Source organism: Paenibacillus sp. J14 (assembly GCF_000518465.1).
In the GTDB taxonomy this organism is placed as follows: domain Bacteria; phylum Bacillota; class Bacilli; order Paenibacillales; family Paenibacillaceae; genus Fontibacillus; species Fontibacillus barengoltzii.
Genome location: NZ_JADQ01000012.1, coordinates 70,574 through 83,518, shown reverse-complemented (window position 1 = coordinate 83,518; position 12,945 = coordinate 70,574). Strand labels below are relative to the sequence as shown.

Below are 12,945 nucleotides of genomic sequence, written 5' to 3'. Positions count from 1 at the left end.
AACTTCCTCCTTACTTCAAGCATTGGTCATGCAGGCAAGCCACCAAATTTTCCCTGCATCCTACCTATAACATATGACAATCGCCCAAATAATGAACCAGAAGAGACGTATTTTTACAAAAAAATAAACGCCGCCCCTAAATCCCAGGGACAGCGTTATGCAGCCGGATGAAGCTTGTCCGGCTTTATTCCTCTTCGATTTCCTCTTCCGGCTCCTCGACAACGAGGCGGATGACCTTCACGCGCGTGATGCGCAATCGGCTGGCTTCCTCAACCTCGAATAAGAAGCGGTCAACCTGTTTTCTTTTGCCTTTGGCCGGGGTGCCTTCCAACTCCTTAAACAACCAGCCACCGATGGAGTCCACTTCCTCGTCTTCAATGTCGCTGCCGACCAGTTCATTGACTTCTTCGATCAACAAGCGGCCGTCCACCGAATAGACATCATCCGTTATTTTCTCGATATCCGGACGTTCATCCTCGAACTCGTCATGGAGATCGCCAACGATCTCCTCGAGAATTTCTTCCGCGGTCAGCAGTCCGGCCGTTCCGCCGTATTCATCGACGACAAGCGTTACTTGAGAATGCTTCTTCTGCATCAAGCGAAGCACCTGGCTGATTTCCATCGACTCCGGCACGTTCAGGATCGGGCGAACCATCTCCTCCAAACGAAGCGGCTTCTCCGAATCGGGCAGCAGCAGGTCGGTAATATGTACGAACCCGATGATCTGATCCTTATCCTCGACGGCAACCGGATAGCGGGAGTGCTTCGTGTTGGCTACGATTTTCATATTATCTTCCCAGCTCAAATTCGTGTACAAGCAATCCATATCCGTCCGCGGCAGCATGACCTCACGGGCCAGCATGTCGGAGAAGTCGAAAATATTGTCCACCAGCTTCATTTCATCTTTATCGATGACGCCGCTTTTGGCGCTTTGATCCATGAGAATGCGAATTTCTTCCTCGGAATGCGCCGCCTCGCTCTCACTGGCCGGTTCAATTCCAATCAGCCGGAGCGCGCCGTTTGCCGCTGTATTCAAGAGCCAGATCACGGGAAGGAATAAGCGATAAAACATCAACAACGGCCAAGACAGCCATAGGGACGTTGCTTCCGACTTTTGGATCGCCAGCGATTTTGGAGCCAGCTCCCCCATCACAATATGTAAAAACGTAATGATCGCAAAACCGACCGCCACCGAGACCGTGGAGATCAGAGTGGGATCGGTTGCGCCCATCTTATGCATCAGCGGTTCAATTAACAGCTCGGACACCGCAGGTTCTCCGACCCACCCGAGCCCCAGCGATGCCAGCGTGATGCCAAGCTGTGTCGCCGACAAGTAGGTGTCGAGCCGCTTATTGACCTTCAGTGCGTAATTCGCCCGGCGGTTGCCCTCCCGGGCCAGTTGAGTCAGCCGGGATTGGCGAACCTTCACGAGCGAAAATTCGGCAGCCACAAAGAATCCGTTTAAGAAGACGAGAATTAGGACGATCAGTAAGTTCCATATCAGCTTGCCGATTTCAAAATTGGTATGAGCATCGAGGGCTACCGGCATGTCATACGCCTCTTTTCTAGTTTAGTTCTACTTATAGAGCAGCCGCTTTACGCGATTTAAAATCCGTATCTTGATAATACATGTCCGCAACCAAGAGATTCGGGCCGCAGCAACCAGCCGCATCGCAGTGGCAGTTGACCTTCTGGTTTAATGGATGCTCCGTCAGCCAGCGGCTGAAGATCTCGTCCAGCTTCCCTTCCCGCACATTGCCAAAGGCCGGGATGGCAGCAAAATCCGTTACAAAGACATCCCCGGTGAACATATTCACATTTACGCGGTTACGTCCATCCGGATCATTGCGAACGGTCACGTTAGGCTCTTTCCGCAGCCTGCGCAGCAGCTGCAAGTCTTCTTCATTCCCGTTACAAGCAAAGAAAGGCAGCGTTCCGAACAGCATCCATACGTCCGGATCCCGAGCGTCCAGCAGCGAGTGGATCGCCGCTCGCATATCGCTTAACGCCAGCACAGGCAACCCTTCGGCAAAATCGGCCGCATACATCGGATGGACCTCATGTCTTTTGCAGCCCATTTCTACGATCATGCGATGAATCTCCGGCAGTTTGCGGTGCGTCCGATAGTTAATCATCGACTCGGCAGACACGAACATGCCCGCTTCGCTGAGTTTGCGTGTGTTCTCAATCATCGTCTCGTACATTTTATAAGCGACCTCCGGCTTGACCGGGTGTCCGCTGCGAGCGAATCCGATCTCATGGAAATCGCGTTCGCTTGTATAGTTAAACGAGATGTGCATCACATCCAAATAAGGAAGCAGCTTCTCGTAACGTTCATAGTCTAATGTCAGATTGGAATTGATTTGCGAACGAATCCCGCGCTCCTTGGCGTATTTCAGCAGCGGGATAATTTTCTCCTCCACGGTTTGGCGCCGAAATGTCGGCTCGCCGCCCGTGATACTAATCGTCTGCAAATGTTCAACTTCATCCAGCGCCTTCAGAATCAGCGGCAGCGGAAGCTGCTCGGGTTCCTTCAGCACGAGACTGTCGCCAACCGCGCAGTGCTCGCAACGCATATTGCATAAATTCGTTACCGTCAGCTCGACGCTGGTTAAGGCATGCCGACCAAACTCCCGCAGGGACAAAATCGGGTCCCATGGATCATAACTCGGGCTGATCGGCCGAGTACCTTCATTTATCGCTATCGTCTGTTTTCTCATTCTCCACTACCACCATTCTAATCCGTCCGCTCCCGCAATCCGACTAGAGAGCGAAAGCGGACATATCTACTGTGCAAGAAGACGTTTCTCCCGTCCTCATTATAAATCTTTTTCCTGGATTTCATTCCAGCTTGAAATATCGTCGGTCTTTGAACAGAATTAACGCATAATAAAGATCCAGAACAAGGCCGCCAAAATAAACCGATAATAAGCAAAATGGCGAAGCTGTACCTTTTGGATGAGTTTTAAGAACGCCAGTACAACCACATAGGCTACCACAAAAGCAACCACAAAACCGATCAAGAAATACCCGATCGTTTCAGATGTTAAATAGCGGTATGAATCCAGCATTTCGTAAGCGGACACCGCACACATGATCGGGATGGCGATAAGGAACGAGAAGTCGGCAGCCGCTTTGTAGCTGGCACCGCTCAGCATCCCGCCGGCGATCGTGGATCCAGACCGGGAGAAGCCGGGCCAGAGCACGGAAATACATTGATACAACCCGATCAGCAGCGCTTGCTTGTAGGTCAGCTGATCCATTTCTTGCGCGGTAACCACCGCTTTGTTCTTATTAAACCATTCGGCAAAGATCATGAATATGCCGCCAACGACCAGCGCCCACAATACCGTCTGCGAGCTGAACAGGCCTTTGATAAAATCGCGGAAGAAAAATCCGACAGCCAGCGCCGGCACAATCCCCAGCAGAATATGGATTAAATTAAGACGGCCCTTCGGGGCGTTCAGGTCAACGACCGTTATTTTTTTGCTTAAGCCAAGCAGATTTAAGATCCGTTCCCGGTAAACCCAAGCCATGGCAAGGATCGCCCCAAGCTGAATGACGATTTCAAAGGTCTTCATCTCCGGCGACTGATCATCGTATCCCATCAGCTTGGCAGTTAATATCATGTGTCCCGTCGACGAGACCGGAATAAACTCGGTTAAACCTTCCACAATGGCTAAAATAATCGAGACAATAAGACTCATTCGTTCCTCCTGATCGAGTGTGACTTCGCGCTATAGTTATTCTACTTTTTTCCACCGGGATTGAAAACAGGTATCCACTGCGCCGGCCGTCTGCAGTTCAAAGCGGAGCAGATCGCGCAAAAATTCAGGGAGCATATAACGCTTCTCCGTCCCCCGCTTTAATCGTTCATAACCGACGCCAAAGGTGAACATATCCAGCGTGCCTACGAGATACGTCTGGTCGCTCCGCAATGGCTTGCCCGCAACGCTTGCCCGGATGATCCGCTCGAAAGGGGGAGCGTCAGGGTTGTATTCAATCTCCAATCCGTCAACGCAAATGCCGCCAAGCACCTTTCCCCGAAAGCCAAATCCCATAATGAATTTACCCCTCTTCTCCTCAAGCAGCGATTCCTCCAGACTTGCCAAAATATCTTCCCCAGACAGCCGCATCGTACAAGGGTTAATCGGCGAAGGGCACCGTTCATGCAGCATTCCTTCGCTGATCTCTCCAGCTGGCAGGCTGGCGAGCAGCTGACCGCTGTTCACCAGAGAGAACTCGCTGCCGGTATGGCGTCGCACGGCTTGAGCCAGCAGATTGCCAAACGGCGATTCCGCCTCATAAGACACCGGCAATTCGCGATCCGTCACCGCAACCGTGCGATTCAAACGGAGCTTGGCTGCTTCTCGCTGCAGGGCGATGGCTGTCTCTACCTGCTCCAGCTTCGGCCCTTCCCCGACAGGCAGACAAATGCCGTCCATCGACAAACGGCCAGTTCCGGCCTCCCGGTAAACAACAACCTTACCTAAGTAGTTGCCGAACTTCCCGGCAGCCGTGATCACCGTTGATCCGATACGCAGCGGCTCCTCCAGCAGATGATGGGTATGACCGCCGATGATCAGGTCGATGCCCGGAACCGTCTCAGCCAGCTGCCGATCCATCGACAGGCCTAAATGGGACATCACGATAACCAGATCGACCTCATCGCGCAGCTGACTTACATCCCTGGCGATCGTGTCCAGCGGATTCAGGGATTCCAGGCCCAGCAGCTCATAAAACTCGGCAAACGCAGCCGTCGCAGCCACCAGCCCGATCTTAAACCCCTGCTTGTGTATAATGAGACGACTCTGCATCCACGCCGGGGGCTGTCCTGTCTGCATCTCGATGATATTGCCGCATACGACAGAACTATGCAGGCCAGCGTAAGCCTGGCCCAACATTTCCGGCGTAAAGGTCAGCCCTTCATTATTGCCGATCGTTACCGCATCGTATCCCGTTAGGTTCAGCACGTCCACGTTGGCCTGTCCTAAAGTCCCTTCCGTTTCGAACGCCGCCCGGTCCATATGGTCGCCGATATCGAGAAGGAGCGTAGAAGCCGGCGCCTCGGCACGCAACTCATCAATCATCGCCGCGATGCGCCCCATCGTTTCAAAATGGCTGTGAATATCGTTGGTGTAGAGTATCGTTAACGTTTCCTGGTTCATCTCCGGCATAAGCACTACCTCCTTGCCCTCTCAATCTATTCGGCTTATTCTAAATTTTAGAGTTCAATGTGTATTATATACCTTAAAATTGATCGTTGTCTTGTTATAATGTATATTACTAACAAACCATTCCGAGGAGACTCCTATGAATATTCAAATTGCTCTTTTTGCCGGGTTGGCGGACCGGATCGGTACGTCAACCTTAAGCTTTGTATATCCTTATCCAGAACGTCCAATTACGGCAGCCTCATTAAAGGAAGCGTTGACTGAGGCTTACCCTTCGGCAGCTGCATTGATCTCCGCCTCCTTCGTTGCGGTCAATCAAGAGTACGCTGCAGGGGATACCCCCATCCATGCGGAGGACGAGATTGCGCTGATCCCGCCGGTATCCGGCGGCGAATCAAGTTCAGGTGATGCTTCTGACGACGCAGCAGACGATCAACTCTACATCATCACGGAAGAACCGCTGTCCGTGGAGGAGATTACGGCGAAGGTCATCAGTCCCGACCATGGCGCCGTTCTCACATTCACCGGGACTACCCGGGAATGGACACAAGGTCAACGGACCGTACATCTCGAATACGAAGCGTATGTGCCGATGGCCTTAGCCAAGCTGCGTCAAATCGGTGATGAGATCGCGGAGCGCTGGCCAGGAACTCGCTGTGCTATCAGCCACCGGATCGGTCGCGTGGATATCGCGGAAATCAGCGTTGTCATCGCCGTATCTGCTCCGCACCGGGGCGGTTGCTATGATGCCAGCCGTTATGCCATTGAACGTCTTAAGCAGATTGTCCCGATCTGGAAAAAGGAAATCTGGGAAGACGGTTCGGAGTGGAAGGGCCATGGACTTGGTCCGTGGGACCCTCGTGTACCGGGAGAACACCTCCTTTCGGGTGATTGACAAACCTAACAATTTCGTTGTCAACCCATTTGTTTCCTGATATGATTAAGAAAAACAGGAAGATTACGAGGTGTCATCGTCTTTGAAAGTACATATTATGGAGCTCAGTCCAGGCGACCGTCTCCAACATGACGTATTTAATCATTTCGGCGTTTTTGTTTTGCAGAAAGGCTGTGAATTGAGCAGCGATTCCATCGTTAAGCTAATGCAGCATGGGATCGACTACGTAGATATCGAACCGCAAACCTTAGACGCCGAATTCCCTTCGGATCCTGCCTTCCGGGCCAAGCCATATATGGATGAAGCCGTTGACGGTTTCGAGGAACTGTTCCTGAAAGCGCTAACGAACGGGACGATCGACGAAGCGAAAGTGGACAAGCTGTTAGAGCCGATGATCTCAGAACTGGATAACCAGAAGGACGTCGTCTCTTTATTGCTGATGATTGGTGACGGTGACAATTATACTTACCATCATTCCATGCAAGTCGGCATGCTCAGTTATTATATCGCCTCCTGGTTAGGGTATCCTAAGGAAGAAGCCTACAAGGCTGGGAAAGCCGGCTACTTGATCGATATCGGCAAGAGCAAGGTCCCACAGAGCATTTTATCCAAGCCCGGCAAGCTGACGCCGGAGGAATTCGAAGAAGTGAAGCGTCATTCCGAATACGGTCATGACATTATTCTCAATTCTACCGGAGACGAGCTTTCGGCCTTGGTGGCGCTGCAGCATCACGAACGGGAGGACGGCAGCGGTTATCCGCATGGCTTAACAAGCAAGGATATCCATCCGTTCGCCAAGATCGCCGCGGTTGCAGACGTGTATGCGGCGATGACCTCCAACCGGGTCTACCGCTCGAAGCAGGAGCTGCTGTCCGTGCTGCGCGAGTTAAACAGCCTTAGCTTCGGCCAGTTGAGCCCGGAGCCAACGCAAGCATTGATCCGTCATCTGTTGCCGAACTTCATCGGCAAGAAAGTGATGCTGAGCACCGGCGAGATCGGTTCTATCGTCATGACGAATCAAACGGACTTCTTCCGTCCGCTGGTCAAGACGGATTCCCGATTTGTCGACCTGTCCAAAGAACGCGAAACCTCAATCGCAGAAGTCTATCTCTAATACGCTTTTTCTCCCGGGCCTGCATAGGACCCGGGTTTTATTTTGCCTTAAGCCTTGGCGATCGGCTCTTACGCATTCGCCCAACCAACTTATGCCTAACCGTCATACACTAGCAAAAAACAACGGGAGGCGCGCCTACATGCCCAATTACCGCATCATCGTGGATATATCGGATCGTATGCTGTATCTGCTCGATAACGACATCGTCGTTCGTGGCTTTCCGGTAGGGATCGGAAAAATGCTTACGCAAACCCCAGTAGGAACGTTTGCGATCGTCAACAAGGCCCCCAATCCCGGCGGGCCGTTTGGCGCCTATTGGATGGGCTTGTCCAAGCCCCATTACGGGATCCACGGCACTGATGATCCTTCCTCCATCGGCAAAGAGGTTTCACACGGGTGTATCCGAATGTATAACCCGGACGTCATCGAGCTAGCCCGGATCGTGCCGATCGGAACCAGCGTAACGATCCGTCAGTAAAGCCCAACCACGCAAAAAAAAGGAGAAGTCCCGCTCAGGGGCTTCTCCTTTCGTTTGGCCTAAACTTTTAACCGATCGAGCCTTCCATCTCAAATTTGATCAAGCGGTTCATCTCTACCGCATATTCCATCGGCAGCTCTTTCGTGAACGGCTCGATAAAGCCCATAACGATCATTTGCGTTGCTTCTTCTTCGGTCAGACCGCGGCTCATCAGATAGAAGAGCTGCTCCTCCGACACCTTCGATACGGTCGCCTCATGCTCCAGCGTGATGTTGTCGTTCATGATCTCGTTGTATGGGATCGTATCCGACGTCGACTCGTTATCGAGAATCAGCGTATCGCATTTGATGTTCGATTTCGCGCCTTCCGCTTGACGGCCGAAGGAAGCGAGACCGCGGTAAGTTACCTTGCCGCCATGCTTGGAAATCGACTTCGATACGATCGTCGATGTGGTATCCGGCGCCAAGTGGATCATTTTCGCACCGGCATCTTGCAACTGACCTTTGCCGGCAACGGCGATGGACAGCACGCTGCCTTTCGCGCCGCGGCCTTTCAAGATAACTGCCGGGTACTTCATCGTCAGCTTCGAACCGATATTGCCGTCAACCCATTCCATCGTAGCATTCTCTTCGGCTACCGCACGTTTAGTAACCAGGTTATAGATGTTTGGTGCCCAGTTCTGGATCGTCGTGTAGCGAACACGAGCGTCCTTCTTCACGATGATTTCCACGACCGCGCTATGCAGCGAGTTCGTGCTGTAGATCGGTGCCGTGCAGCCTTCGGTGTAGTGTACAAAGCTGCCTTCATCGGCGATGATCAGCGTACGTTCGAACTGACCCATGTTCTCGGAGTTGATCCGGAAATATGCCTGAAGCGGCACTTCACATTTCACACCTGGCGGCACGTAAATGAAGCTGCCCCCGGACCATACGGCGCTGTTCAGAGCTGCAAACTTGTTGTCCGCAGCAGGAACTACCGTCCCGAAATACTCTTTGAACAGTTCCGGATACTCACGCAATGCGGAATCTGTATCCATGAAGATAACCCCTTGATCTTCAAGGTCCTTCTGAATGCTGTGGTATACGACCTCCGACTCGTATTGCGCGGAGACACCGGCCAGGAACTTCTGCTCGGCTTCTGGAATCCCCAGCTTATCAAACGTTTCTTTGATTTCAGCCGGAACTTCTTCCCATGTCTTGCCTTGTTTCTCAGATGGCTTCACGTAGTATTGAATATCGTCAAAATCGAGCTCGCTCAAGTCACCGCCCCAACGCGGCAACGCCATTTTCTCGAATTGCTCCAGCGATTTCAGGCGGAAGTTAAGCATCCACTCCGGCTCGCCTTTGATCCGGGAGATTTCCGTTACGATTTCACGGGTCAAGCCTTTACCCGATTGAAAGATCGCCTTATGTTCATCCCGGAAACCGTATTTATACTCTTCTAATTCCGGTGCTTTCTTGGCCATGTTCGGCTACCTCCTCAGGGGATTAGTTTTCCGCTTGGATTCCTTTTTTCAGCGCATTCCAAGCTAATGTAGCGCATTTGATGCGGGCAGGAAATTTCCTAACGCCGGATAAGGCCTCGAGATCTTCATAGTCGTCAAACTCCACCGTCTCTCCCATCATCAGCCGGGAAAAACGTCCAGCAAGCTCCATTGCATCATCAATCGTCCGACCTTTGACGGCCTCCGTCATCATCGATGCCGACGACATGCTGATGGAGCAGCCTTCCCCGGTAAAGCGGGCGTCCTTGACGACGTCTCCTTCCACAATCAACTGTAAGGAAATGCGGTCGCCGCAAGTCGGATTGTTCAGATCAACCGTCAGCGCGCCTTCCTCAAACTTCCCGCGGTTCCGCGGATTTTTATAATGATCCATAATGACACGGCGGTATAAGTCGTCTAGTTGCATCATCCAAAATACTCCTTTGTTTGGATTAAAGCTTCCGCCAGTCGGTCGATATCCTGTTCCGTATTATATAAATACAGACTCGCTCTAGCCGTTGCACTGGCTTCAAGCCAACGCATCAGCGGCTGGCAGCAGTGATGTCCGGCCCGGATGGCGATGCCGGAAGCGTCAAGCACGGTCGCAACGTCATGCGGATGAATGTCCAGCAGGTTGAAGGTAATCAATCCCACTTCGCGCTCGCGCGGTCCATAAAGAGTCAGCCCTTCAATCTCAGACAGGCGGTTCATCGCATAAGTGGCAAGCTTGGCCTCGTGACGGTGTATTTCCTCAAGTCCGATGCCTTCAAGGAAATCGATGGCCGCCGCCAATCCAACCGCACCTGCGATAATCGGCGTCCCGCCTTCAAACTTCCAAGGAAGCTCTTTCCAGCTTGACTCATACAATCCGACATCATCAATCATTTCCCCGCCGTATTCGATCGGCTCCATGGCTTCCAGCAATTGCTTCTTACCATAGAGTACCCCAATTCCAGTTGGTGCGCACATCTTATGACCGGAAAAAGCATAAAAATCAACATCCAGTTCCTGTACGTCAACCTTCATGTGAGGGGTGCTTTGCGCACCGTCAACGACCATAACCGCCCCGTTGCGATGAGCAATGGCTGCGAGCTCCTTGATCGGATTCACAACGCCAAGGACGTTGGATACGTAAGCGGTCGCCACGATCTTCGTCTTGGGGGTAATCGTCTTCTCCGCATCCGCCAAATCGATATGACCGTCTGGCTGCAGCGGGATATATTTCAATACAGCCTTCTTCTTCAACGCCAATTGCTGCCAAGGAATCAGATTGCTATGATGCTCCATCGGAGTAATGACGATTTCGTCGCCTTCTCCGACATTCGCTGCTCCGTAAGAGGATGCAACCAAATTCAGCGAGGTCGTAGTGCCACGGGTAAAAATAATTTCTTCCCGGCGCGCAGCCCCAATAAATCTGGCTACCTTCTCGCGGGCATTCTCATAAGCATCGGTCGCCCGGCTGCCCAGCGTATGCACGCCGCGATGCACGTTCGCATTATCCCATTCGTAATAATGCTTTAACGCTTCAATTACGACCGTCGGCTTCTGCGAGGAAGCCGCACTGTCGAGATAAACGAGCGGATGCCCGTTTATCTCTTGCTGCAGAATGGGAAATTGCTTCTTCAGCTCTTCAGCATGGATACTCATTGTCCCAGCTTCCTTTCCACTAGACCTTGCAGTTGCTTCTGCAACGGTTCCAGCGGGATATCCGAAACGACCGGCGCCAAGAAGCCGTAAATTACCAAGCGTTCCGCCTCTGCACGGGTAATCCCGCGGGACATCAAGTAGTAAATTTGCTCTGGGTTCACCTGCCCAACGGAAGCGGCGTGTCCTGCGGAAACGTCATCTTCGTCAATCAGCAGAATCGGGTTGGCGTCACCGCGAGCCTTCGGGCTTAGCATGAGCACTTTCTCAGTTTGCTGACCGTCCGCTTTCGTGGCACCTTTCTCGATTTTCGTGATCCCGTTAATAATCGCAGTAGCTTCTTCCCGCATTACGGCGCGGGTAATCATTTGGCTGTTCGAGCTCTTCCCGTAATGGATGGCCTTCGTCGTGTAGTTCAAACGTTGTTTCCCCGAACCCACGGCGATGACCTTCGCATCCGAGTTCGAGCCGTTCCCTTTCAAGATCGACAGCGTCTCACTCGCCGAATCGCCATTGTTCATTTCGCCGATGATCCATTCGATGCTGCCATCATTCTCAACAACAGCACGGCGATAGGTCACATCTGTTGCTTGCTCAGCCAAATGGTGCACCGTCGCGAATTGGACTTTGGCGCCCGGCTTTACGACCACTTCGGCTGCACCGTTATGCACGATGTTTCCATTCAGATTTACTGAAATATAGTTATCCACGTAGGTAACTTGGCTGTTCGTGTCCGCCACGATCAGAACGTGAGGCGTGAACGAAGAGCTCGCGTCATCCAACAGGAAAATTGTTTGCAGCGGCGTATTAATCACCACGTTCTTCGGAACGTACAGGAAAACTCCGCCATTCCACAAAGCTGCATGCAAAGCGGCCAAGCGATTCTCATCCGGCTTGATCACGCTGTGCAGGTGCGCCTTCACCAGATCCCCATGCTCCCGCACGGCGGTCTCCAAATCGGTGAAGATCACGCCTTGGCTTGCCAGCTCCGGTGCCAACTTGGTAAATACAGTATCTGCATTCCGTTGAACCAGCAGATTGCTCTGCTCATTCAATTCCACCAGCGATTGAATGCTGTCAGGTAACTGCTGCGTATGTTCACCCCGAGCTTCAGCAAGTGTTCCGAAGTTGCTCAAATCCCAGCGGTCAATCCGCGTCTTCTCCAATTTGGGCAGTTCCAGTTCCGCCGCCAGTTGCAGCGCCTTCGTCCGGCTGTCGGTCAGCCAGTCCGGTTCGCCGCGCTTCGCGGACAGTTGTTTGAGTTGCTCCGCTTCTACCGGAAGTACGGTTTGTGTCGTCATTCTTTACTCCTCCTTCCGATTAGGCTTCTTGACCAACTGTTTCGTCCACGATACCCAGCTCTTCTTTGACCCAATCGTAACCTTCCGCTTCCAGGCGTTCGGCAAGCTCAGGACCGCCGGATTTCACGATACGGCCTTGCATCATGACGTGAACGAAGTCCGGTTTGATGTAGTTTAACAGACGTTGATAGTGAGTAATAATCAAGAAGCCGCGGTCTTCGCTGCGCATGGAGTTAACACCATTGGCCACGATCCGCAAAGCGTCGATGTCAAGACCAGAGTCGATTTCGTCCAGAATAACGATCTTCGGATCCAGCAGCAGCATTTGCAAAATTTCGTTCCGTTTCTTCTCCCCGCCGGAGAAACCTTCGTTCAAATAACGGTGCGCAAACTCTGGATTCATCTCCAGCACTTTCATTTGCTCTTCCATTTGACGAATGAATTTGATCAGGGAAATTTCATTCCCTTCACCGCGGCGGGCATTAATGGCACTGCGCAGGAAGTCTGCATTCGTTACGCCAGCGATCTCGCTCGGATATTGCATCGCGAGGAACATCCCAGCGCGGGCGCGTTCGTCAACGGCCATCTCCAGCACGTCTTCCCCGTTCAGCGTCACTTTACCATCCGTAACTTCATACTTCGGGTGACCCATCAGCGCAGAAGCCAGCGTACTTTTCCCGGTTCCGTTCGGACCCATGATGGCGTGAATTTCTCCGCCTTTTATCTCAAGGTTAATCCCTTTCAGGATCTCCTTCTCCTCGATTGTTGCTTTCAAACCCTCAACTACAAAATGCGTTGCCATGTAACTGCTCCTTCCATTCACGAAAATTACGGTATTTGCTTAGGGCCGCCGCCC

At 52.2% G+C, this 12,945-nt stretch carries 12 protein-coding genes; 3 read left to right on the top strand and 9 right to left on the bottom strand.

Annotated elements, in window-relative coordinates:
- Positions 1–184: 184 nt before the first annotated feature.
- The 4 genes from M891_RS0106375 to M891_RS0106360 all read right to left on the bottom strand — a co-directional run bounded on the left by M891_RS0106375 (position 185) and on the right by M891_RS0106360 (position 5,177).
- Positions 185–1,549 (bottom strand): hemolysin family protein, encoded by a 1,365-nt coding sequence (locus tag M891_RS0106375; RefSeq protein WP_028538238.1) that lies wholly within the window; start codon positions 1,547–1,549, stop codon positions 185–187.
- A gap of 31 nt (positions 1,550–1,580) precedes the next feature.
- Positions 1,581–2,720 carry a radical SAM/CxCxxxxC motif protein YfkAB gene (gene yfkAB / locus M891_RS0106370; RefSeq protein ID WP_051416857.1) on the bottom strand — a complete coding sequence of 380 codons (1,140 nt, stop codon included), beginning with the start codon at positions 2,718–2,720 and terminating at the stop codon, positions 1,581–1,583.
- Positions 2,721–2,879: 159 nt separating this feature from the next.
- Positions 2,880–3,707: an undecaprenyl-diphosphate phosphatase gene (locus M891_RS0106365; protein WP_028538236.1), complete on the bottom strand. Its 828-nt coding sequence runs from the start codon at positions 3,705–3,707 to the stop codon at positions 2,880–2,882.
- A gap of 36 nt (positions 3,708–3,743) precedes the next feature.
- Positions 3,744–5,177 (bottom strand): bifunctional metallophosphatase/5'-nucleotidase, encoded by a 1,434-nt coding sequence (locus M891_RS0106360; protein WP_028538235.1) that lies wholly within the window; start codon positions 5,175–5,177, stop codon positions 3,744–3,746.
- Between the two features lie 136 nt (positions 5,178–5,313).
- Between M891_RS0106360 and M891_RS0106355 the strand changes: the two genes are divergently transcribed.
- The 3 genes from M891_RS0106355 to M891_RS0106345 all read left to right on the top strand — a co-directional run bounded on the left by M891_RS0106355 (position 5,314) and on the right by M891_RS0106345 (position 7,661).
- Positions 5,314–6,069 carry a molybdenum cofactor biosynthesis protein gene (locus tag M891_RS0106355; RefSeq protein ID WP_028538234.1) on the top strand — a complete coding sequence of 252 codons (756 nt, stop codon included), beginning with the start codon at positions 5,314–5,316 and terminating at the stop codon, positions 6,067–6,069.
- An 82-nt stretch (positions 6,070–6,151) separates the two neighbouring features.
- Positions 6,152–7,183 (top strand): HD-GYP domain-containing protein, encoded by a 1,032-nt coding sequence (locus M891_RS0106350; RefSeq protein ID WP_028538233.1) that lies wholly within the window; start codon positions 6,152–6,154, stop codon positions 7,181–7,183.
- 139 nt (positions 7,184–7,322) lie between these two features.
- A complete protein-coding gene (locus M891_RS0106345) occupies positions 7,323–7,661 on the top strand; it encodes a L,D-transpeptidase (RefSeq protein ID WP_028538232.1) in 339 nt (112 codons plus the stop codon).
- Positions 7,662–7,728: 67 nt separating this feature from the next.
- Here M891_RS0106345 and sufB read toward each other — a convergent pair whose 3' ends face one another.
- From sufB to sufC, 5 genes are read right to left on the bottom strand one after another with little or no spacing between them, the layout of a single operon-like run.
- Positions 7,729–9,126 carry a Fe-S cluster assembly protein SufB gene (gene sufB / locus M891_RS0106340; RefSeq protein ID WP_016312902.1) on the bottom strand — a complete coding sequence of 466 codons (1,398 nt, stop codon included), beginning with the start codon at positions 9,124–9,126 and terminating at the stop codon, positions 7,729–7,731.
- Between the two features lie 22 nt (positions 9,127–9,148).
- Complete coding sequence (gene sufU / locus M891_RS0106335) at positions 9,149–9,571, bottom strand: Fe-S cluster assembly sulfur transfer protein SufU (RefSeq protein ID WP_028538231.1); 423 nt, start codon at positions 9,569–9,571, stop codon at positions 9,149–9,151.
- Positions 9,571–10,791 carry a cysteine desulfurase gene (locus tag M891_RS0106330; RefSeq protein WP_036699524.1) on the bottom strand — a complete coding sequence of 407 codons (1,221 nt, stop codon included), beginning with the start codon at positions 10,789–10,791 and terminating at the stop codon, positions 9,571–9,573. The genes sufU and M891_RS0106330 overlap by 1 nt, the downstream gene beginning before the upstream one ends.
- Positions 10,788–12,089, bottom strand: a complete 1,302-nt coding sequence (gene sufD, locus M891_RS0106325) for a Fe-S cluster assembly protein SufD (protein ID WP_028538229.1) — start codon at positions 12,087–12,089, stop codon at positions 10,788–10,790. Before sufD ends, M891_RS0106330 begins: the two co-directional genes overlap by 4 nt.
- A 19-nt stretch (positions 12,090–12,108) precedes the next feature.
- Positions 12,109–12,891, bottom strand: a complete 783-nt coding sequence (gene sufC, locus M891_RS0106320) for a Fe-S cluster assembly ATPase SufC (RefSeq protein ID WP_016312906.1) — start codon at positions 12,889–12,891, stop codon at positions 12,109–12,111.
- Positions 12,892–12,945 lie beyond the last annotated feature (54 nt).